Genomic DNA, 21,972 nt, shown 5'->3' with positions numbered 1-21,972 from the left:
ATTTTAAATCTCGCGCGGTAAATGGCGAGTAATCAGTTTGCGGTAGCCAAAAGCACCTAAAATTGCGCCAACAATAGGGGCTACCAACGGAACAAGGCAATAAGGAATATCTCGGCCTCCGGTTAGGGCAATGTCTCCCCAGCCGGTCAAGTAAGCAACTAATTTGGGGCCGAAGTCGCGAGCTGGATTCAGGGCAAATCCAGTCAGTGGGCCAAACGAGCCACCGATAACTGCAATAAGAATCCCGATTAACAGTGGCGCTAAAGGCCCTCGTGGGATGCCATTGCCATCATCAGTCAGAGACAGGATTAGACATAACAGAACGGCTGCGATAATAACTTCAACGATAAACGCCTGAAATACGGAGATCTGGGCTGCTGGGTAAGTAGAGAAAACCCCCGCAGTAAAAAGGCTTTCCTGTGAGCCACGAACGATGTTGTGAACTTGCTCATAATCGAGGAAAAGATTGTAATACATAATATAAATGATGAGTGCTGCGACAAAGCCACCGAACATTTGGGCAATGATATAAGGCAGCACTTTTTTTCTGTCAAAGTTGGCAAATAGGCATAACGCAATAGTCACTGCGGGGTTAAGATGCGCGCCTGAAATTCCGGCAGTGAGATAAACAGCCAGGGCGACGCCAAAGCCCCAGATAATGCTGATTTCCCATAAGCCCAATTGTGCTCCGGCGATTCGGGCAGCAGCAACGCAGCCTAAACCAAAAAAACGAGCAATGCAGTACCTAGAAATTCGGAAATGCATTGACCTGATAGTGTTGGAGTTGTGGTCTGGCTCATTTCTATATCCTATAAAAAAGTACAAGGAAGAGTAATTATTAGTCCTTTCTGATGTATTAAAAGAAAGGGGTCTGTGAATTTATCGTTAATGCGCGTAAACGAGAAATAGCGAAATTGAAATCTGCGTGTTGCGTCAACAAAATGAGCGAATTCGCATTTATTTGCAGTTTTATTGAGCGTGGAAATGTGATCTTATAGACATTTGGGTTTGGTCACTATATTTCGCGTTATACCGCATATTGCAAGGATGAAACTAGACAGACGTTAATAGGCTAAATACAATCAATAACATTGCTTACAAGAGGGCCCCAGAATGTCATTTGAAGTTTTTGAGAAACTAGAATCTAAAGTTCAGCAGGCGATTGATACCATCACTTTGCTGCAAATGGAAATTGAAGAATTAAAAGAAAAGAATGCAGTCTTGTCTCAGGATGTCCAGAATATGGCGGATAGCCGTGATTCTCTGGCACGTGAAAATGAGCAGCTCAAACAAGAACAAACCGCATGGCAAGAGCGCCTACGCACTCTGTTGGGTAAGATGGAAGATGTACAATAAGGTATCCAATGGCTTAGCTGAAAAAGGGCGATAATTGCGCCCTTTTTTATACACCTTTTAACTTAACTCTTCCTCAATCTCCAGAGGGAAATCGGATAAGACAATGCCGGTATTATCTGCGTAGAGATAGTCACCAGAGAAGAATGTGACGCCACCAAAATTCACTCTGATATCACTTTCTCCCATTCCTTCGCTATTGGAGCCAGCAGGAATAGCAGCCATTGCTTGAATACCAATATCAAGCTCTGCGAGATAATCGACTTGACGCACTGCGCCATAGACGACAATGCCTTCCCACTCATTATTGACGGCGAGTTGAGCCAGTTCGGCATCAACGAGTGCCTTGCGTACTGATCCACCACCATCAACGAGCAAAATGCGACCATGTCCATTTTCTTCAAGTAAATCATAAAGAAGGCCGTTGTCTTCAAAACATTTCACTGTGATGATTTGACCACCAAATGAAGTACGCCCACCAAAGTTGGAAAAGATCGGCTCTACCACATTTATATCTTCTTGATAGATATCACAAAGTTCGGAAGTATCATATTTCATGGGATTTACGTCTGGTTTATGCAAGGAACGAACAGTATATCCTTTTAAAGCTAATGTTGGCAAAACCATCAATCTTGAAACCTATATGTAAAATTGATGCCTATTTGCTTAATTAACCCGATATATGGACACCGACTTAATTCAAGTGGGTGAATCTTTCTGATAGCGTAGTCGCAAACGTTGAATAAATACACAAAAAATGTACAATTTATATGTACATCTTTGGAGATATATTATGCGTACATACACCTCAACCCAAGCACGAGCCAATATTTCAGAAGTGTTGGATGCTGCTACTCACGGCGAACCTGTTGAGATTACTCGTCGAAACGGCAGCTCAGCAGTCGTTATCAGTAAGGCAGAATTCGAGGCATACCAGAATGCCAAACTGGATGCAGAGTTCGATTCGATTATGCAGCGTCATGGGCATACGGTAGAGGCACTGACAAACCGATGATATGGGTCAGCGCACAGGAAGTTATCGCTTTTCATGACCGTATATTACAGCGGCTTCCTGGCGTTGCTGGAATGCCTGACTCTGGCAGAGCCGAAGCGCTCATCTATCGAGTACAAAACCGTACACACTACGAAGGTGTAACAGACATTTTTGAACTTGCAGCCACCTATTGGGTTGCTATCGCTCGTGGTCATATTTTCAATGATGGTAATAAGCGCACGGCGTTTTTTGTTACCATGATTTTTCTCTACCGCAATGGTATCAAGCTCCGTGATAACGACAATACATTGGAAAACTTAACGGTAGAAGCTGCTACGGGTGAGAAAACTGTTGACCAGTTGGCACAGCACCTGCGCGAATTGGTGGACTATACTAACCCAAGCTATAATCCATGATAACAGCGCGTTTTTGAGGATGTAAGGAACATCTCGTTCAGATGGGTACACAAGGGTGTACCCCTAGAAAATATCGAATAACATAAACTCAGTATTCTGGTTTAAGCCAGATACTCAATGAATAAATCCGTCTCGGTTGAGACGGTAACGCTAATTAAGTACCAATCCAATGGAAAACAGAATATTAGTCAATAATGCCGCTTTGACCATTTGTACCAATTTGGGACGCATACCTTCAGGTGTTGGATCACGCAGCACTTGCACCATATGTTTCAACAGTAGAGGAAAAGCGAGCAGAAACAACCAACTAAATCCATTGTTCAGGTATAGGAGGGTGAAGGTGACAAGACAGAGCGCGGCAGTTAGCAGAACGGCTACATGGTAATAGCGAGCCTTTTTTCCTCCTAACCGGACAGCCAACGTATTTTTGCCGTTTTGGCGGTCATTTTCGATATCGCGTAGGTTATTAATATTCAAGACAGCGACGGAGAGTAAACCACTGGCAGTTGCGGGCAAAACGGTACTTAGGGAAAAAGTACCGGCTTGCAGATAGTAGGTGCCAAGAACGCTTAACCAGCCAAAGAAAATCAGGACAGAAATGTCCCCCAATCCCAGATAACCATAAGGGCGAGTACCCACGGTATAGGTAATAGCCGCGACAATCGCCAGAATCCCCAATATCAAGAATCCAATAATGTCCTCTGGGTTATTGCAGGCTACAGCAATGAGAGAACTTCCTGATAAACAAGAGAGCAGTACAGTGATCTTCAATGCATTTTTCATCTGCCTTGCGGTAATCAGGCCTTTTTGCATGCCGCGTTTTGGGCCAATGCGTTTTTCTGTGTCACTACCTTTGGTAACGTCGCCATAATCGTTGGCGAGGTTGGAAAGAATTTGCAACATGGCTGCGGTTAATAAAGCCAGTAACGCGACAGGCCATTTGAAATGCCCTGTCCATGACGCAAGGGCTGAGCCTGTTATGACGGCAGCAACGGCCAGTGGAAGCGTTTTGGGGCGTAAACTTTCCAGCCATGCCTGCATCTGACTGATAGACGTTGTTGAGCTCATATTGTCACTGTTTGTCATTATGATTGATGTAATAAATTTTATACCATCGAAAATAGCAAAATGGGAGGCTAAAAGCCCCCCATTTAAATAAGTCTGGCGAATTGTTGGCGCGAATCAAGCCAATAATATGATTGATTACAAAATAAACCGACTCAAATCTTCATCCGCAACCAGTTCGTCCAAGTGCTCTTTGACGTAATCGGCATTGATTTCGACAGATTGTCCTTGACGTTCGCTGGCGTCGAAAGAGATGTCTTCCATCATGCGCTCAAGCACGGTGTGCAGACGACGGGCACCAATATTTTCAGTGGTTTCATTAACTTGCCATGCTGCTTCCGCAATTTTACGGATACCGTCAGTCGTGAATTCAATACCCATGCCTTCAGTTGCCATCAGAGCTTTGTACTGTTCAGTCAGTGAAGCATTAGGTTCGGTCAGGATACGTTCAAAGTCTTCGGTCGTCAGGGCTTGCAATTCAACGCGGATTGGCAAGCGGCCTTGAAGTTCTGGGATAAGATCAGAAGGGCTGGCAACCTGGAATGCACCGGAGGCGATAAACAGGATGTGATCAGTTTTGACCATACCGTGTTTAGTGGAAACTGTGCAACCTTCTACCAGTGGCAGCAGATCGCGCTGGACACCTTCACGGGAAACATCTGGACCGGAGGTCTGACCGCGTTTACAAATTTTATCGATCTCATCAATGAAAACGATGCCATGTTGTTCAACTGCATCAATTGCCTGCTGTTTCAGTTCTTCAGGATTGACCAGTTTTGCCGCTTCTTCTTCGACCAGCAACTTAAATGCGTCTTTGATTTTCATCTTACGGCTTTTTTGACGCTGGCCAGCCAGGTTTTGGAACATGGATTGTAACTGATTGGTCATCTCTTCCATGCCCGGAGGTGCCATGATTTCAACACCAACAGGAGCGGCTGAAACTTCAATTTCAATTTCTTTATCGTCTAACTGACCTTCACGCAATTTCTTGCGGAATGCCTGACGGGTTGAAGACGGCTCAGATTGAGTTTCTGTCTGTCCCCAGTTATTTTTTGCTGGTGGTAGTAGAACATCCAGAATACGCTCTTCTGCTAACTCTTCTGCTCGATAGCGGTTCTTCTCAATGGATTGCAGACGCACTATTTTTACTGCTGCGTCAGTGAGATCACGAATGATGGAATCGACTTCTTTACCAACATAACCCACTTCGGTGAACTTAGTTGCTTCAACCTTGATAAAAGGAGCATTGGCCAGTTTTGCCAGACGACGGGCAATCTCGGTTTTACCGACACCGGTTGGGCCTATCATCAAAATATTTTTGGGAGTGACTTCATGACGCAGTGATTCATCTAACTGCATGCGGCGCCAGCGGTTACGCAGGGCAATAGCAACGGCACGTTTTGCTTTGTCCTGACCGATAATATGATTGTTTAGTTCGCTGACAATTTCGCGAGGAGTCATTTCAGACATACTATCTATCCTTACGCTTTCGAAGGCAGTTCTTCGAAGTTGTGATTATGGTTGGTGTAGATGCAGATATCGCCAGCGATAGTTAAAGCGCGTTCTGCGATTTCTCTGGCACTGAGTTCAGTTGTTTCCAACATAGCGCGGGCTGCGGCCTGTGCGTATGATCCACCGGAACCAATGGCGATAAGGTCATTTTCTGGCTGAATCACATCACCATTGCCTGTAATGATCAGAGAAGCGTTTTCATCTGCGACAGCAAGCAGGGCTTCCAGCTTGCGTAGCATGCGATCCGTTCGCCAGTCTTTGGCTAGTTCAACGGCTGCTTTGGTCAGGTGCCCTTGATGCATTTCGAGTTTCCGTTCAAACAGTTCGAACAGTGTGAAAGCATCAGCAGTACCGCCGGCAAAACCCGCGATGACTTTGTCATTGTAAAGGCGGCGTACTTTGCGGACATTGCCTTTCATAACGGTATGACCCATTGTTGCTTGTCCATCACCACCGATGACGACTTTGCCATTACGGCGAACACTTACGATTGTAGTCACGAGTTAGCCCCTGGTTACAAAATAGAAGATGGTACACACGGAGCATGAATGTGTTATCCCACAATTGCTTACGCACTGCTGATAAAAGCACCATGTGTATATTATTAGAGACTAAGATGGGGGAGCTTTCCGCTTTTTCAACCCCTAGTGGGGCGGAGAATACAGCCAGGTACACCAGCTCCTGCAACCCGTTCGCGCATTTTTTCAGCGCTGGCTTTATTTTTATAAGGGCCAAGTACAACACGGTTCCAATTATCTTTCGTGGTAATCTGACTTTCAATGCCTGCAAACGCAAGACTGGCACGGACGGATTCTGCCTGTTCCATTGTGCGGAAAGAGCCACATTGTAGCATCAATTTCGCCTCATTGATTTCAGACTTTGTATTGGCTTGGGAAGAAGATAAAGGCCTTTTTTCCGGCACGGCTGCTGGCTTTTGTTCTGGCAAAGTCTGTTCAGTATTTTGTTGTTGCGCAGGAGGATTGATCAACACACGTGAACGTGGAACAGGTTCACTGTTATAAGGCACCTCTTTCAATGAAATAGGCGGCTGGCGCATATCTGCTTGCATTTGTTCGAGTAGCTGTTTCTGCTCAGGTGTTAGTTGAAGGGGCTGGTTTAGTGGTTTATTTACGATTGCATCGCCTTCCTGTATAGAAGATTCATTAACAGGACGGTTTTCCAATTCCTTGATGTAACTCCAGCGCTCTTCTGGTTTTGGTGGCAGGCCGTGCCCCTTGGTTTGATGGGACTGTGAAGCATTTTGTGCACTTTCTTCCTGCTTATTTCCCTCCTGTTTATTGTGTACGATGAAATAAAGCCCACCAATAAACATGACCACCAAGGCCACAGCAACGGCTAATGTAGTTTTGGGTAATCCTTGAGACTGATTTTTTTTCTTACCAGTACTTTTCCGACGGGGATTGCTACGCCCGCGACTCACATAATCTCGTTGTGCCACTGTTTAATTCACTAAGTTATTTAAAAAATTGAAGAATAGATAACTAATGTTACTTAAGCTGTCGTTATTTGCCTAGCTTTTAGGCGAACATGTACTCGCACGAATAATCAATTCTGCCTCCAATAACCGTGAACCTTTGGATACCAGACCGCCTTGGAGCTGTTCCAGCAACAACAAAATGGAGTGATGCCCAATCTCATAACGGGGATGTCCCACCGTGGTTAAAGCTGGTTCGCAGTATTGAGCCAGATTTAAATTATCGAAACCGACAATAGAGAGATCTTCTGGTAATTTTAATCCCATTTTTTTAGCTTGCCACATTGCGCCCATTGCCATGACATCACTATGGCAGAAAATAGCGCTTGGAGGCTCTGGCAAGGTAAGCAGTGCTGCCGCCAATGTCGCTCCGCTTTCATGGGTGAAATCACCGCGGATAATATATTCTTCGCGAATGTCTTGCCCTGAGCGCCGCAATGCCTGGACATAACCTTGCAAGCGATAGTGGCACAGTGGCATGGTTTCCGACCCAGTAATGCAGGCAATACGTGTGTGCCCCAGTTTTTGCAAATGATGGGTGGCATTGAAGGCGGCTGTCAGGTTGTCAATATGGACAGTGGGGAGTTCCAGTGCCGGATCGAATTCATTAGCCATCACCATGGGAGGCAGATTTTTTTGTTCTTCTTTGGAAACATCGAAAGGGATGTCGGAACCCAGTAGCACCATACCATCAATGCGTTTGGTGATCAGAAGATTGATAAATGCATGTTCTTGCTGCTGTTGATGCCTGTAATCACCAATCAGAACCAAGTAACCATGTTCAGTAGCGGTTTCTTCAATGCCCCGAATAACCTCAGTAAAGAAAGGATCACTGATATTGGGAACAATAACCAATATAATTCTGGATTCATTGCGCCGTGAATTTTTGCTCAGGTTGTGGGGATAGTAACCAACCTCCAATACCGCATTCTCAACCTTCTGACGTGTACGGGCAGAAACCTTGTCAGGATTCATTAATGTTCTTGATACAGTTGCGGTAGAAACGCCAGCCACTTTGGCAACATCTTTCATGGTTGCCTGTGCGAAATTCTTTTTTTCCATAGTTCACTCCTCACTCTCCACAGGCAGCGAAACGATTGCTATCCGGCCACTAAAAAAACGCCAGTCTTTCCTGAGAAGGGAGTGCTGGCGGATTATTTTGTTCAGTTATATTAATAAGTTCATTTTAAACCGATTAACAGATCAACCTGTTACTTTGTTTGCATAAAAAGTGTGATATAAATCATTTCTTAGAGGTACTTCGCAAATTAAAGAAATAATTATCAATTTTCAGTGGGATCAACATCAATGTTCCATTTCACTTTCCGTGCTTGTGGCAATGCGGTGATTTGAGGATAGATTCCGGCCATCATTTTCTGGAGGAAAATGCGCGAAGGATGCTGAATCATCAACTGCCAACGATAACGGCCGCCACGTTTAGCCTGTAATGCGGGTACTGGTCCCATGATCCATAAATGACCATCATGTTGTGGATGATGTTCAAACAGTTGGCGCATGTGTTGCAAAAATGCGGGGGCTTGTTGATTATCCTGATCTTCTGCGCGGAGCAGAATATGGCTCACAAAAGGTGGCAAATGAACTTGATGGCGTTCTTCCATCGCTTGCTGGGCAAAGGCATCGTAGCCTTTTTCCAACAATATTTGCAAAAGTGGATGCTCTGGGTGATGGGTCTGGAGGACGACTTCTCCTCGCTTTCCTGCTCGTCCTGCCCGACCGGAGACTTGAGTATAGAGTTGGGCAAAACGTTCAGCAGCCCGAAAATCAGCAGAAAACAGGGCACCATCGACGTCCAATAAGGCGACCAGTGTCACATCGGGGAAATGGTGGCCTTTCGCCAACATTTGAGTACCAATCAAAATGCGGGCACCACCTTGATGTACTTCGGCCAGTTGCTGTTCCAGTGCCCCTTTGCGGCTGGTGGTATCACGGTCAATACGGGTAACCGCAGTATCGGGAAACAGTTTTGTAATGCCATCTTCAAGTTGCTCAGTGCCTAAGCCTACGGGAATTAGGTTAGTAGAGCCGCATTGCGGGCATTGGCGTGGGATTGGGCGCTGGCTATCACAGTGATGGCAGCGAAGGTGGCGATGATTTTGGTGTAGGGTGTAATAGTGATCACAACGTTGGCATTCTGCTATCCAGCCGCATTCGTGACAGAGCAGGGCAGGAGAATAGCCACGACGATTCAGAAATAGGATCACCTGATTGTCAGCTTTGAGATGTTCACCAATGCGATTGATGAGCGGCTGGGATAATCCAACCGTCAATGGCAAGCCTTTCAGATCGAGTAAATGCTGCGTGGCTGGTTGAGCGTGGCCTGCCCGTTGAGTTAAGGTTAGCTGGCGATATTTCCCCTGTTGCACATTATATAGCGTTTCCAGTGCGGGAGTGGCAGAACCCATAATAATCGGAATGCTCTCTTTTTTCGCCCGAAACACTGCCAGATCGCGGGCATGATAGCGCCAGCCTTCTTGCTGTTTGTAAGAGTTGTCATGTTCTTCATCGATAATAATGACCCCCAGATGTGCAAAGGGGGTAAACAGGGCAGATCGTGTACCGATGACGATGGCATTTTCCCCTCTTTTCGCTTTCAGCCAGACTGCCAACCGTTCGCTGTCATTCAAGGCTGAGTGCAGAACATCGATAGGGGCGTTAAAACGTTCACGGAATCGGCGGATAGTCTGTGGCGTCAAACCAATTTCCGGCACTAAAATGAGAGCCTGTTTACCTTGTGCAAGAATGTTCTCCAGTACACTAAGATAGACTTCTGTTTTACCCGATCCTGTGATCCCTGCCAGTAGCCACGGAGAAAAAGTTTTATCTTCTGCGCGGATGGCACCGACCGCAGTAGCTTGCTCTGTATTGAGCTTTAACCGCTCGCCAATGGTTTTAAAATGCGCACGCCAATTTTCCGCTTCTGGCTGGGTGGGATGCAGAGCGATCAGTGATTTCTTTTTCAGTGATTGCAGTGCGCTTTCACTTAACTCCAATTCAGAGACTTGATGACGATAAACGGGGCGTTGGCGCAAAGCGGCCAACGCCTTTTGTTGTTTGGCGGAGCGCTTGAGTTGTGTAAGCGGGAGTTCACGGCCTGCCTCAGTGACTTGCCATTGCCAGAGTGGGGAAAATTCTGCCGGTTTTCCCTGCCGTAGCAAGACTGGCAGGGCATGAAACAAAACTTCTCCCAGCGGATAGTGATAATAGCTGACTGCCCACAGGAGCAATTGCCAGAGATCGCTGGGAAAAAGGGGCTGGACATCAAGAATAGTGGAAATAGACTTGAGTTGTTCAGGAGGAAATTCACTGCTATCAGTGATACCAGTGACGATACCTATCGCATTACGCTTACCAAAAGGTACGAATACTCGAACACCGATAGCGGGCAAAGGTAATCCTGTAGGCAGTAGATAATCAAACGTGCGAGTTAGGGGGACAGGTAATGCAACCTGAACAACTGTCATAAGGCAATTTCCGGATAATTAATGACCAGGCGAAAGAACGTATACCGATAAGCGTATCATAGCAAATCTGCAGATTTCATTGCGCAATAAACAGATATTCTGTATGATCCGCCGCCTTTGGTATAGAAATTACCGATACATATTTTTTATCAACACGACGTGTGGTGTCTGGCGGCAAAATAAGGCTGGATAGCGACACGGCCTGAACAGAGGTTTCCCATGAAACAAGGTATCCATCCTAAATATGAAGAAATTACTGCATCTTGCTCTTGCGGTAATGTAATCAAAATCAACTCTACTGTAGCTCACAATCTGAACCTGGACGTCTGTGGTGCATGCCACCCGTTCTATACCGGTAAGCAGCGTGATGTTGCAACTGGTGGTCGTGTTGATCGCTTTAACAAACGTTTCAGCGTTCCAGGTACTAAGAAGTAATGACGTTTTCCTGTCTGTTATCAATGCAGGCCGGATAGTCAAAACAAAAACGCCCGATGTTTGGCATCGGGCGTTTTTGTTATCAATATTCCCACGTTTCCGGATCAATACCGAGCTCACGCATCATGATTTTCGCGGCTTCCGGGATTTCATCATGGCGTTCTTTGCGCAAATCATCATCATTAGGCAGAGGCTGTCCAGTGAACGCATGCAGAAAAGCTTCACACAACAATTCGCTGTTTGTTGCATGACGCAGATTATTTACCTGACGGCGAGTGCGCTCATCAGTCAGGATTTTCAATACCTTTAGCGGAATTGAAACTGTAATTTTTTTGACCTGTTCACTTTTTTTGCCATGTTCAGCATAAGGGCTGACATACTCACCATTCCACTCAGCCATGAGATACCTTAAATAATTTTTGAATCAAGTAATTGAGATCAGAAGTTGGAAGGGATGTCTGATCTGTTTTCATATCGGTAATTCAATAGTCTAACATAATTAGGCTACCGACTATATCGCCTCACCCGCACTAATTTATAAAATATAACCAGAAGACATATAAAGTGTAATGACAGCCATGAAATTGTAGTATTAAACCGCAAAATAATTTGGATGTCTAGATGTATTGACGTCTATCTTTTCAGTCGTTATTCTTGCGTGACGCTAATAATAACGATGACGGGTAAAGGTTATGGGATGTAAGCAAGCGACAATTGCGGTTCACAGTGGTTCAAATATTGATGAACAATATGGTTGTGTTGTTCCTCCTATCTATCTTTCCAGTACCTATAATTTTATGGGTTTCAATGAGCCAAGGGCGCATGATTACTCACGTCGTGGCAACCCTGGCCGTGATGTAGTTCAACAGGTTTTGGCTGAGTTAGAAGGGGGTGCCGGCGCCATCTTGACCAGCAGTGGCATGTCAGCGATCCATCTGCTCTGTACGGTATTCCTGCAACCAGGGGACTTATTGGTAGCGCCTCATGATTGTTATGGTGGTAGTTACCGCCTGTTTGACAGTCTAAGTAAGCGCGGTGCATACAATGTGATTTTTGTTGATCAGTCAGATGAGCAAGCACTGAAACAAGCGTTGACTAAAAAACCCAAATTGGTACTGATTGAAACACCGAGTAATCCTCTGTTACGGATCGTGGATATTCAATACATTTGTGAATTGGCTCATGAAGTGGGAGCCTTGGCTGTCGTCGACAACACTTTCTTAAGTCCGGTACTGCAAAAGCCATTGGATTTGGGGGCGGATTTAGTGGTGCATTCCTGCACGAAATATTTGAATGGACACTCTGATCTGATTGCGGGAGCCATTATCGCTAAAGATTCAGCTATCGCGGAAGAGTTGGCTTGGTGGGCGAACAATATTGGAGTGACGGCCGCGGCTTTTGATAGCTATCTGTTACTGCGTGGCATTCGTACATTATCTGCCCGCGTATTGCTCCAACAAAAAAATGCTGCTGCCATTGTGGATTATCTGCAACAGCAACCCCAAGTGAAAAAACTCTTCTATCCTGCGTTGAAAAACCATCCAGGGCATGAAATTGCGGTTAAACAACAACAAGGGTTTGGGGCGATGCTAAGTTTCGAACTGGATGGTGATGAACTGGCCATGCGTCGTTTTTTATCTGCGTTAAAATTATTTACTTTGGCTGAATCTCTCGGTGGTGTGGAATCGTTGATTTCCCATACCGCAACAATGACACACGCGGGAATGTCGGCAGAAGCAAGGGCTCAGGCAGGGATTACGGATTTGCTTCTTCGTGTCTCTGTAGGAATTGAAGATAGTCAGGATTTAATTGCTGATCTGGACACTGCGTTTCAGGCAGCGGAAACGAGGTAATCATGAGTACATTGGCAACAGCAGGGGCGGAATCTGCCCGTCAGTTACATAAATTTGGTGGCAGTAGTCTGGCTGATGTGAAATGTTATCAGCGGGTTGCTGAAATTATGGTGAATTACAGCCAGCCGGGTGATTTGATGGTGGTATCGGCTGCGGGGAGTACAACCAACCAGTTGATCGATTGGCTGAAGTTAAGTCAGAGTGACCGAATATCCGCACATCAAATACAGCAGTCTTTGCGGCGTTACCAGCAAGAATTGATCCGTGGTTTGTTGCCCGAAGCAATTGCAGAAGAACTAAACGCAATGTTTATCGCTGATCTGGAAAGATTGAGTGTATTGTTGGACAAGCCCATCACAGATATTACATATGCGGAAGTTGTTGGTCATGGCGAGATCTGGTCTGCCCGTTTAATGGCGGCAGTGCTGGAAAATCAAGGTATCTCCAGTGCATGGCTGGATGCGCGTCAATTCCTGCGGGCAGAGCGCATTGCTCAGCCGCAAGTTGATATCAGTTTATCTCAGCCTCTGCTTAGTCAATTATTGATCCAAAACCCCAATAAGCGTTTAGTGGTTACCGGTTTTATCTCCAGTAATCAGAAGGGGGAAACGGTATTATTGGGGCGCAATGGCAGTGACTATTCTGCTACCCAAGTTGGGGCTTTGGCGGGAGCCAAAAAAGTCACAATTTGGAGTGATGTGGCGGGGGTTTACAGTGCTGATCCGCGCAAAGTCAAAGATGCCTGCCTGCTGCCATTGCTGCGTTTGGACGAAGCCAGTGAATTAGCACGTTTGGCCGCGCCCGTGCTTCATACCCGTACATTGCAGCCTGTTTCTCTCAGCGATATTGAACTGCAATTGCGTTGCAGTTACCAGCCTGAACAAGGCTCCACCCGTATTGAACGAGTGCTGGCAACGGGAACTGGCGCCAAAATTGTGACCAGCCATGATGATGTCTGCCTGATTGAATTGCATGTTTCTTCTACCCACGATTTCAAGCAAATTTACAAGGATATTGATTCTTTGTTGAAGCGTGCTCAAATCCGGCCATTGGCAACAGGATTACATGCAGATTGCAACTTGATCCAACTTTGCTATACCGCTGAGATTGTGAATAGCGCTCTTGATGTTTTGCAGGATGCTTCCTTACCCGGCAAACTTTCTTTGCGTGAAGGCCTGGCGCTGGTGGCGTTAGTGGGAGCAGGGGTATGCAAAAATCCGCTGCATAGCCATCGTTTTTATCAACAATTAAAAGATCAGCCAGTTGAATTTATCTGGCATGCAGAAGATGACATTAGTCTGGTTGCTGTACTGCGTTTAAATCAGACATCGCATTTGATTCAGGGATTGCACCAAAGCCTGTTTAGGGCAGAAAAACGCATTGGTTTGGTGCTGTTTGGTAAAGGGAATATTGGTTCCCGTTGGCTGGAACTGTTTGCTCGTGAGCAGAAAAATATTTCCGCTCGCAGCGATTTTGAATTTATTCTGGCGGGTGTCGTCGATAGTCGTAGGAGTTTGCTGAATTATCAGGGTATTGATGCCAGTCGGGCATTGGCCTTCTTTGATGACGAAGCGACTGAACATGAAGAAGATGCTCTGTTTTTATGGATGCGGGCACATCCTTATGATGATTTAGTGGTATTGGATGTCACGGCAAGTGAAGAATTGGCCAAAGAGTATATCTACTTTGCCAGTTATGGATTCCACGTTATCAGTGCCAACAAAGTCGCAGGTTCTTCCAGCAGCAATACATACCGTATGATCCGCGATGCTTTTGCAAAAACAGGGCGTCATTGGTTATACAACGCCACAGTGGGTGCAGGGCTACCGATTAACCATTCAGTCAGGGATCTGCGGGAAAGCGGTGATACCATTTTGTCCATCAGTGGTATTTTTTCCGGCACATTATCCTGGCTGTTCTTGCAGTTTGATGGCTCTGTGCCTTTCAGTGATTTAGTTGAACAAGCATGGCAACAGGGGTTAACGGAACCTGATCCGCGCATTGATCTTTCTGGTCAGGATGTGATGCGTAAGCTGGTTATTCTGGCACGCGAAGCGGGTTATGAAATAGAGCCTGATCATGTACGTATTGAATCGTTGGTGCAGGAAGAGGCTCGTAGCGGTTCTATCGAAGAATTCTTTGAAAATAGTGCTGCTATTAATGAACAGATGTTGCGACGGTTGGAAGCGGCACGGGAAATGGGCATGGTACTACGGTATGTTGCACGTTTTGATGCCAGTGGTAAGGCAAAAGTTGGTGTGGAAGCAGTGCGTAGCGATCATCCATTAGCTTCGCTGCTGCCGGCAGATAATGTCTTTGCGATAGAAAGCCGTTGGTATCGTGATAATCCGTTAGTGATCCGTGGGCCAGGAGCGGGACGAGATGTCACCGCGGGAGCAATCCAATCGGATTTAAATCGACTGTCGCAACTTCTGTAGTCCTATATCTCTATAGGCAAGATATTGATCCATCAAACTTTAGCAGGGATATAACAGGTTATCCCTGCTGATGTTCGTACCGCTATCCAATCAATCAAACAACCTTTTTCTTCTTTTAAAATTTCATAAAATCCGCCCAAATTGTTTATTTTCTGATATGAATAGAACGTTAGAAATAAACAGAAGAATACGTTTTACAGCAAAACATGAAACATTCAGACAGAAAATAGGGTCACCAATCCATTGGTGAAATAGGTGACATACAGCAACACAAGGTCAGGAACCACATGAATCAACAATATTCTGCAATGCGAAGTAATGTCAGTATGCTCGGTAAGTTGCTGGGCGATACAATTAAAGAAGCTTTGGGAGAAGATATTCTTGATAAAGTTGAAACGATCAGGAAGTTATCTAAATCATCCAGAGCAGGTAACGAAACTCATCGCCAGCAACTTTTATCGACGTTGGAAAATTTATCCAATGATGAATTATTGCCTGTTGCCCGCGCGTTTAACCAGTTCTTAAACCTGACTAATGTTGCCGAACAATATCACAGCATTTCTCCACATGGCGAAGCGGCAAGTAATCCGGTAGCACTGGCAGCATTGTTCAACCGGCTCAAAGACAAACAATTCAGCAATGACGATTTGATCAAGGCAGTCAATGAGCTGGCGATTGAATTGGTTCTGACCGCTCATCCGACAGAAATTGCCCGCCGTACCCTGATTCATAAGCTGGTTGAAGTTAATGGCTGTCTGGCACAGCTTGATCATGACGATTTGGCCGATTATGAACGTAATAACATCATGCGCCGACTGCGTCAGTTGATTGCCCAATCATGGCATACGGATGAGATCCGTAAGAACCGTCCTACTCCAATTGATGAAGCAAAATGGGGTTTTGCTGTGGTTGAAAACAGCTTGTGGGAAGGTGTGCCGGCATTTTTGCGAGAATTCAATGAGCAACTGGAAGAATCCATTGATCATAGCTTGCCAGTGGAAGCGGTGCCGGTACGTTTTACTTCTTGGATGGGAGGCGATCGTGATGGTAATCCTAATGTTACCGCCGAAATTACTCGTCATGTTTTATTGCTGAGCCGTTGGAAGGCTGCCGATCTGTTCTTGAAAGACATTCAGGTTTTAGTTTCTGAACTCTCGATGTCGGAATGTACGCCCGCACTTCGCCAAATAGCGGGAGGTGAGCATGTTTTAGAGCCTTACCGTGAGATTGCCAAACAATTGCGCACGCAATTAAGTAACACGCTGGCCTATCTGGAAAAATGTCTTAAAGGCGAGCAAGCGCTACCACCAGCGGATCTACTTCTGCATAACGAACAGCTATGGCAACCGCTATATGCCTGTTATCAATCCCTGAAAAATTGTGGTATGGAAATTATCGCAAACGGGCAATTACTGGATACCTTGCGTCGCATTCGTTGCTTTGGTTTGTCTTTGGTGCGCATTGATATCCGTCAGGAAAGTACCCGCCATACTGATGCGATTGCTGAGCTGACGCAATATCTGGCAATGGGAGATTATGCGAGTTGGCCTGAAGCCGAAAAACAGGCGTTTTTGTTGAGAGAGTTGCAATCAAAACGTCCTCTAACCCCGCGTGATTGGCAGCCAAGCGCAGAAACGCAAGAAATTTTCGATACCTGCAAGGTTATTGCTGAATCACCACAAGATTCGATTGCGGCTTATGTTATTTCCATGGCAAAAGTGCCTTCTGATGTCTTGGCAGTGAAATTATTGCTGAAAGAAGCGGGATGCCCATTGTCATTGCCTGTCGCGCCGTTGTTTGAAACCCTTGATGATCTGAACAATGCAGAAGGCGTGATTCGACAACTATTGGGAATTAAGTGGTATCGCGATCTAATTAAAGATAAGCAGATGGTGATGATTGGTTACTCCGATTCGGCCAAAGATGCAGGGGTGATGGCGGCATCGTGGGCACAATATCGGGCACAGGATGCATTAATCAAAGTGTGTGAAAAAGAGGGAGTGACACTGACCCTGTTCCACGGGCGTGGTGGCACAATTGGCCGTGGTGGTGCTCCTGCCCATTCGGCGTTACTCTCCCAACCACCGGGTAGCCTGAAAGGCGGGTTTCGCGTAACGGAGCAGGGAGAAATGATCCGCTTTAAGTTTGGTTTACCGCAGGTAACGATCAGTAGTTTGGCCTTGTATGCCAGTGCGATTTTGGAAGCAAACTTATTGCCGCCACCGGAGCCGAAACCGGAATGGCACCAGATTATGGATACACTCTCCGATATTTCCTGTGACATGTATCGTGATTATGTGCGTGAGCAACCGGAATTTGTGCCTTATTTTCGGGCAGCAACACCGGAACAAGAGTTGGCAAAACTGCCTTTGGGTTCGCGGCCGGCTAAACGACGCCCGACAGGAGGCGTTGAAAGCTTGCGAGCGATCCCGTGGATATTTGCCTGGACGCAAAACCGCTTGATGTTGCCTGCATGGTTAGGCGCTGGTGCAGCGCTGCAACGAGTGATCGATGCTGGTAACTTGCCAGTTTTAACGGATATGTGTCGCGATTGGCCATTCTTCAATACGCGTATTGCCATGTTGGAGATGGTGTTTGCCAAAGCAGATCTGTGGTTAGCCGAATATTACGATCAGCGTTTGGTAGAACCGAAGCTGTGGCCGTTAGGCGTAAAATTGCGTAACCAACTGGCAGAGGATATCGAAACGGTATTGACCATTGCACAAGATGAACAATTGATGGCAGATTTGCCGTGGATCGCCGAATCTATCGCCTTGCGTAACGTGTATACCGATCCGTTGAACGTACTACAGGCCGAATTACTACAGCGTTCCCGTCAGCAGGAAAATCCTGATCCACATCTTGAGCAGGCGCTGATGGTGACAATTGCCGGCGTTGCGGCAGGCATGCGCAATACAGGATAGTTTAAATATTTTTGAATCATAGAAGCCGAATGGGGAAACTATTCGGCTTTTTTAGTTTTAACAAGGGCGTACTCCCAATGTATGGCAGATGGCATAACTCAATTCTGCCCGATTCAGAGTATAAAAATGAAAATCTTTCACGCCCTCACGACTGAGAATTTTCACCATATCCATTGCAATAGATGCACCGACTAAGTTGCGACTTTCCGGATCATCATCTAATCCTTCAAACATTCTGGTCATCCAGCTTGGGATCCGAACGTTAGTCATTGAAGCAAATCGCTGCAATTGACGGAAGTTCGAGACTGGTAAGATCCCTGGTACAATTTCTACGTCAATTCCTGTTGCGACACAACGATCACGAAAACGCAGATAACTCTCTACATCAAAAAAGAATTGGGTAATGGCGCGATTGGCTCCGGCATCAATTTTACGTTTTAAATTGATCAAGTCTGCCTGTGCACTTTTCGCTTCTGGATGCACTTCTGGATAAGCGGCAACAGAGATATCAAAATCCGCTTCTTTTTTTAATAGCTCAACTAAATCAGCACCATACATTTCTGGTTTACAACCGTTAGCCGGTAAATCACCACGTAATGCCACAATATGACGAATACCGTTTTGCCAATAATCATGAGCAATGTTGCTTAGTTCTTCACGGCTGGCATCAATGCAAGTCAGGTGTGGGGCGGCATCAAGGCCTGTTTTTTCTTTAATGCCCTTGATAATGCTATGAGTGCGATCGCGTTCGCCAGAGTTGGCACCATAGGTAACAGAAACAAACTTAGGTCTCAGCTTGCTCAAGCGATCAATGGATTTCCACAGGGTTTGTTCCATCTCAGCCGTTCTGGGTGGAAAGAATTCAAAGGAAACACGAATTTGCCCTTCAAGTTCAGCCAGATTCTGGTTCAGCGCTTCTCGCTGATTAGCGTGAAAAAAACTCATACCCTGTGCCCTCATGAACAAGCGGAACTTCTGCCCGCTTATTTTTAGATGTTTAAATGTTTGCATGTCTATCCGTTTAGATGTCCAAATAGAATGGGTGAAGTGGAGTTTTTAGTCAATCGAGAAATGCCTTATTCCCAGTGAGGAATATTCAAAGTGATCAGGAAAGAAATTCATGTTGGGGTATAGTTTGTATTTTGACCTAATAGATAAGTAAAAATTAAAACAAGGAAAGAGGAAAGTATGAATAGTGCTGAGAGCCAACTAATTACTCAAAAAAATTATCCATTGATGAATAAAGAGGTTTTAGCGACTTTGTAGTATATGTTGATGAAAGTGGAGATCACGGCTTGGTGCAACTTGATAAAGATTATCCTGTATCTGTTTTAGCATTTTGTATTTTCTATAAGGAACATTATCTTTCGAAAGTACTACCAAAGTTGCAGAAGCTTAAATTTGACTATTTCGGTCATGGCCTTGTGATCCTTCATGAAAATGAAATCCGAAAAGAAAAAGGAGACTTTACAATTTTTAAGAATAGGGAGGAAAAGAATCAGTTCTTAGATCGACTGAATTCTATCATCAGTGACGATAACCTAGCATTAATTTATTTCCTATTGATTTTTAATAGGTTTTAGTTATACATAAGGTAAAAAAGTCATTTAATTACCCCACGGGGATGAAATGAGGTCAGTATGCTAATCAATGGATTTAATGCGTGACCAAATCTTGTTTTTAAGCTCATCTAATTGTTATACTTGAGTAACTACTACTATTCATTCTATTATATTATGCTGAATTAAAAATAAATTACGATTTAATCTGATAAATTTGGGATAACTATGCGATTAACTCATGACAAAAAAATTAGGAAGTCAATAATTAAACTGTTTACATTTAAAGAGCAATTGTCTTTAATTAGATATTTCTCTTTTGAGAGAGAAACAACTGATGGAAATTTTCTTGCTTGGATAATGAAAACATCCGATGATTCTTTTTCATCATTAAGAGCAATGTTAATCTGTATGTTTATTGTTTTTATAGCAACCATAATACAACACCCTGATGCATTATATTATATTATTATTGTTTTCTTAATATTCATGTTACCTCTTAGTATTTTAACTTTTATATTTTCAAACTATCGCCTCGCAGGTTGTAAACTCATCACCTGCATCAAATTATCTTATTTTCAAATCAAGATAAAAACTATTTAAATTATAGGCCATTTTTTCAGTGGCCTATTTAAAAACTTCAATTATCATTCATTAAATATCTATTCAAAAACAAATAATAACCTTAACCTACAATTAAAATATAATTCACCCAAAAAACTGGATTACTTTTCTTCATCTTTATTTATAATCAATCACCTTGTCGGAGGGAGCTCCCAGCAATGCTTTGAGTTTTTTATCTGATAATCGATTTATTCCCGCTGCCATTTAGATCTCCATCCCAAGGTATTTGTTGCCCCAGAGATTACCCCACAGTATGTTGCAAAAACGAAAAAACGGCAATAAATACTGGAACAATATACAGCATCAGAGTTAATATAATTAATTGATATATATTGAAATTAAGTACAAATGCGGTAACACACGAACACTAAAACTCACTGGTGAGAGTAATTTTATATTGTCATCATGTGTGCTTAAAAAGCACAAACTGAACGTTAACAAAGATGAAATTCAGAATCCATATCATATTGCATTACGCTATTGCCTAGAGACCTTATGTTCTATTGTGAAGGAGGAAGAAAGGCTGTTGGGATGGGATATAAGCAATGGGATTAAAAATTTTTCCTTAGCTCTAAATAGCGAAAAACCCCGATTTACTCATCGGGGTTATAGGAGTATCAACCCGCATTCAAACAAAAATGCGCCACAAGCTGTGAAAGCAATTTCCTCGTTGGTTCAATAAATGCCATATCTAAAAATTCATCGGGCTGGTGCGCTTGTTCAATCGATCCAGGCCCTAAAACCAATGTTGGACACAACGCCTGAATAAAAGGTGCTTCCGTACAGTAATTGACGGTATCTGCTTTGGTTCCCAACAGTTTTTCAATCACGCCCACCAGCTTATGGTCTGTGGGACATTCATAGCCCGGAATGGGGGGATGAAGTTCTGTCACGCTCAGGCGATCAGGCCAGCGCTGTTTTACGGGTTCCAGTGCATCATTCAGCAACCCATTCAGATCCTGCAAGGTCAATCCAGGCAACGGGCGGATATCCATATGCAGCTCGCAGCAGGCACAAATGCGATTTGCGGCATCACCACCGTGAATATGGCCGAAATTCATGGTCGGGTAAGGGATGACGAACGCCGGATTGTGATAACGCTCTTGTAAGGTATGGCGTAGTTTTATTAGCTGGGTAATGGATTCGTGCATCAGATCAATGGCATTGACGCCCCGCGCTGGATCGCTGGAATGTCCCGATTTTCCTTCAATGCGGATAGCCTTGGCTATATGCCCTTTATGGGCGCGGATTGGCTGTAATGATGTGGGTTCGCCAATGATGGCAAAATCAGGCCGAATATGAGTATTGGCAGCAAAGTAGCGTGCACCTGCCATTGATGTTTCTTCGTCAGCGGTCGCCAGAATATAAAGGGGGTGAGAGAGTTTGTTGACATCGATATCCCGCAACGCATCAACGATAAAGGCAAAGAAGCCTTTCATATCGGCCGTCCCAAGCCCATATAACTTGCCATCGCGTTCGGTCAGTGTGAAGGGATCTTGTGTCCAGCGCCCCTCATCAAAAGGAACGGTATCTGTATGACCACATAATAGTAAACCACCCGAACCACTGCCCAATGTTGCCAGCAGGTTGAATTTACCTCTGGTTTCAGGAACGGCTTGAATTTCAATGGAAAACCCGATCTCTTTTAGCCATTCCGCCAGCAGATTGATAACAATTTCATTGCTTTGATCGAGTTCAGCATCAGTTGCGCTGATAGAAGGAGCTGCAATGAGCTGATGATATAATTTAATAAAAGACGGTAATTTACTATTCACTGTTGACAGCCCTTAATCATAATAGTATCAATATTAATGCATTTTAG

Annotated in this window: 17 protein-coding genes and 2 pseudogenes; 8 read left to right on the top strand and 11 right to left on the bottom strand. The window is 44.6% G+C overall.

All coding sequences use genetic code 11. The annotated features are described in order from the left end of the window. Positions 1 to 3: 3 nt before the first annotated feature. Positions 4 to 800, bottom strand: a pseudogene (locus tag Xish_RS07605) (MIP/aquaporin family protein). A 313-nt stretch (positions 801 to 1,113) separates the two neighbouring features. Between Xish_RS07605 and zapB the strand changes: the two are divergent. Beyond that, entirely contained in the window at positions 1,114 to 1,356 is a 243-nt protein-coding gene (gene zapB / locus Xish_RS07600; protein WP_099117344.1) for a cell division protein ZapB, read from the top strand. Positions 1,357 to 1,413: 57 nt separating this feature from the next. Here zapB and rraA read toward each other — a convergent pair whose 3' ends face one another. Further along, the gene (rraA, locus tag Xish_RS07595) at positions 1,414 to 1,911 is read right to left on the bottom strand and encodes a ribonuclease E activity regulator RraA (protein ID WP_099118699.1); all 498 of its coding nucleotides are present in this window, start codon (positions 1,909 to 1,911) and stop codon (positions 1,414 to 1,416) included. 235 nt (positions 1,912 to 2,146) lie between these two features. Here rraA and Xish_RS07590 point away from each other — a divergent pair, with 235 nt between their 5' ends. Further along, positions 2,147 to 2,368 (top strand): type II toxin-antitoxin system Phd/YefM family antitoxin, encoded by a 222-nt coding sequence (locus Xish_RS07590; protein WP_074024241.1) that lies wholly within the window; start codon positions 2,147 to 2,149, stop codon positions 2,366 to 2,368. Then, on the top strand, positions 2,365 to 2,763 hold the full coding sequence (locus Xish_RS07585; RefSeq protein ID WP_099117343.1) for a type II toxin-antitoxin system death-on-curing family toxin: 399 nt from the start codon (positions 2,365 to 2,367) through the stop codon (positions 2,761 to 2,763). The genes Xish_RS07590 and Xish_RS07585 overlap by 4 nt, the downstream gene beginning before the upstream one ends. A 150-nt stretch (positions 2,764 to 2,913) precedes the next feature. Here the strand turns inward: Xish_RS07585 and Xish_RS07580 are convergent, their stop codons facing one another. From Xish_RS07580 to priA, 6 genes are all read right to left on the bottom strand, one after another. After that, positions 2,914 to 3,831 carry a 1,4-dihydroxy-2-naphthoate polyprenyltransferase gene (locus Xish_RS07580; protein WP_099118698.1) on the bottom strand — a complete coding sequence of 306 codons (918 nt, stop codon included), beginning with the start codon at positions 3,829 to 3,831 and terminating at the stop codon, positions 2,914 to 2,916. A 135-nt stretch (positions 3,832 to 3,966) separates the two neighbouring features. After that, positions 3,967 to 5,298 (bottom strand): HslU--HslV peptidase ATPase subunit, encoded by a 1,332-nt coding sequence (gene hslU / locus Xish_RS07575; protein WP_099117342.1) that lies wholly within the window; start codon positions 5,296 to 5,298, stop codon positions 3,967 to 3,969. A gap of 11 nt (positions 5,299 to 5,309) precedes the next feature. Further along, positions 5,310 to 5,840, bottom strand: a complete 531-nt coding sequence (gene hslV / locus Xish_RS07570; protein WP_045967964.1) for an ATP-dependent protease subunit HslV — start codon at positions 5,838 to 5,840, stop codon at positions 5,310 to 5,312. Between the two features lie 137 nt (positions 5,841 to 5,977). After that, positions 5,978 to 6,799, bottom strand: a complete 822-nt coding sequence (ftsN, locus tag Xish_RS07565) for a cell division protein FtsN (protein ID WP_099117341.1) — start codon at positions 6,797 to 6,799, stop codon at positions 5,978 to 5,980. A 72-nt stretch (positions 6,800 to 6,871) separates the two neighbouring features. Continuing rightward, entirely contained in the window at positions 6,872 to 7,897 is a 1,026-nt protein-coding gene (gene cytR, locus Xish_RS07560) for a DNA-binding transcriptional regulator CytR (protein WP_099117340.1), read from the bottom strand. Between the two features lie 221 nt (positions 7,898 to 8,118). Further along, positions 8,119 to 10,317, bottom strand: a complete 2,199-nt coding sequence (gene priA / locus Xish_RS07555) for a primosomal protein N' (RefSeq protein ID WP_099117339.1) — start codon at positions 10,315 to 10,317, stop codon at positions 8,119 to 8,121. Positions 10,318 to 10,536: 219 nt separating this feature from the next. On the opposite strand from priA, the gene rpmE reads away from it, so the two are divergent. Further along, on the top strand, positions 10,537 to 10,752 hold the full coding sequence (gene rpmE, locus Xish_RS07550; protein ID WP_099117338.1) for a 50S ribosomal protein L31: 216 nt from the start codon (positions 10,537 to 10,539) through the stop codon (positions 10,750 to 10,752). Between the two features lie 82 nt (positions 10,753 to 10,834). Here rpmE and metJ read toward each other — a convergent pair whose 3' ends face one another. Further along, positions 10,835 to 11,152, bottom strand: coding sequence for a met regulon transcriptional regulator MetJ (gene metJ, locus Xish_RS07545; protein ID WP_092520271.1), 318 nt, complete (start codon positions 11,150 to 11,152; stop codon positions 10,835 to 10,837). 292 nt (positions 11,153 to 11,444) lie between these two features. On the opposite strand from metJ, the gene metB reads away from it, so the two are divergent. The 3 genes from metB (at position 11,445) to ppc (ending at position 17,967) form a co-directional block, all read left to right on the top strand. Further along, entirely contained in the window at positions 11,445 to 12,605 is a 1,161-nt protein-coding gene (metB, locus tag Xish_RS07540) for a cystathionine gamma-synthase (RefSeq protein ID WP_099117337.1), read from the top strand. Positions 12,606 to 12,607: 2 nt separating this feature from the next. Then, positions 12,608 to 15,043: a bifunctional aspartate kinase/homoserine dehydrogenase II gene (locus tag Xish_RS07535; RefSeq protein ID WP_099117336.1), complete on the top strand. Its 2,436-nt coding sequence runs from the start codon at positions 12,608 to 12,610 to the stop codon at positions 15,041 to 15,043. A gap of 287 nt (positions 15,044 to 15,330) precedes the next feature. Continuing rightward, positions 15,331 to 17,967 carry a phosphoenolpyruvate carboxylase gene (gene ppc, locus Xish_RS07530; RefSeq protein ID WP_099117335.1) on the top strand — a complete coding sequence of 879 codons (2,637 nt, stop codon included), beginning with the start codon at positions 15,331 to 15,333 and terminating at the stop codon, positions 17,965 to 17,967. A 57-nt stretch (positions 17,968 to 18,024) separates the two neighbouring features. Here ppc and metF read toward each other — a convergent pair whose 3' ends face one another. Continuing rightward, positions 18,025 to 18,912 (bottom strand): methylenetetrahydrofolate reductase, encoded by an 888-nt coding sequence (gene metF / locus Xish_RS07525; protein ID WP_099118697.1) that lies wholly within the window; start codon positions 18,910 to 18,912, stop codon positions 18,025 to 18,027. A gap of 332 nt (positions 18,913 to 19,244) precedes the next feature. Here metF and Xish_RS19365 point away from each other — a divergent pair. Continuing rightward, a pseudogene (locus Xish_RS19365) lies at positions 19,245 to 19,550 on the top strand (hypothetical protein); the annotation flags it as partial. A gap of 1,217 nt (positions 19,551 to 20,767) precedes the next feature. Here the strand turns inward: Xish_RS19365 and argE are convergent. Further along, positions 20,768 to 21,925, bottom strand: a complete 1,158-nt coding sequence (gene argE / locus Xish_RS07510; protein WP_099117332.1) for an acetylornithine deacetylase — start codon at positions 21,923 to 21,925, stop codon at positions 20,768 to 20,770. Positions 21,926 to 21,972 lie beyond the last annotated feature (47 nt).

It is taken from the genome of Xenorhabdus ishibashii (genome assembly GCF_002632755.1).
Taxonomy (GTDB): domain Bacteria; phylum Pseudomonadota; class Gammaproteobacteria; order Enterobacterales; family Enterobacteriaceae; genus Xenorhabdus; species Xenorhabdus ishibashii.
This window is presented reverse-complemented; position numbering and strand designations above follow the sequence as displayed.

Coding starts and splice junctions, on each gene's coding strand:
- metJ (WP_092520271.1), bottom strand. CDS start 11,152: ATGGCTGAGTGGAATGGTGAGTATGTCAGCCCTTATGCTGAACATGGC.
- Xish_RS07590 (WP_074024241.1), top strand. CDS start 2,147: ATGCGTACATACACCTCAACCCAAGCACGAGCCAATATTTCAGAAGTG.
- rraA (WP_099118699.1), bottom strand. CDS start 1,911: ATGAAATATGATACTTCCGAACTTTGTGATATCTATCAAGAAGATATA.
- rpmE (WP_099117338.1), top strand. CDS start 10,537: ATGAAACAAGGTATCCATCCTAAATATGAAGAAATTACTGCATCTTGC.
- priA (WP_099117339.1), bottom strand. CDS start 10,317: ATGACAGTTGTTCAGGTTGCATTACCTGTCCCCCTAACTCGCACGTTT.
- Xish_RS07535 (WP_099117336.1), top strand. CDS start 12,608: ATGAGTACATTGGCAACAGCAGGGGCGGAATCTGCCCGTCAGTTACAT.
- hslU (WP_099117342.1), bottom strand. CDS start 5,298: ATGTCTGAAATGACTCCTCGCGAAATTGTCAGCGAACTAAACAATCAT.
- metF (WP_099118697.1), bottom strand. CDS start 18,912: ATGAGTTTTTTTCACGCTAATCAGCGAGAAGCGCTGAACCAGAATCTG.
- cytR (WP_099117340.1), bottom strand. CDS start 7,897: ATGGAAAAAAAGAATTTCGCACAGGCAACCATGAAAGATGTTGCCAAA.
- ppc (WP_099117335.1), top strand. CDS start 15,331: ATGAATCAACAATATTCTGCAATGCGAAGTAATGTCAGTATGCTCGGT.
- zapB (WP_099117344.1), top strand. CDS start 1,114: ATGTCATTTGAAGTTTTTGAGAAACTAGAATCTAAAGTTCAGCAGGCG.
- Xish_RS07580 (WP_099118698.1), bottom strand. CDS start 3,831: ATGAGCTCAACAACGTCTATCAGTCAGATGCAGGCATGGCTGGAAAGT.
- Xish_RS07585 (WP_099117343.1), top strand. CDS start 2,365: ATGATATGGGTCAGCGCACAGGAAGTTATCGCTTTTCATGACCGTATA.
- metB (WP_099117337.1), top strand. CDS start 11,445: ATGGGATGTAAGCAAGCGACAATTGCGGTTCACAGTGGTTCAAATATT.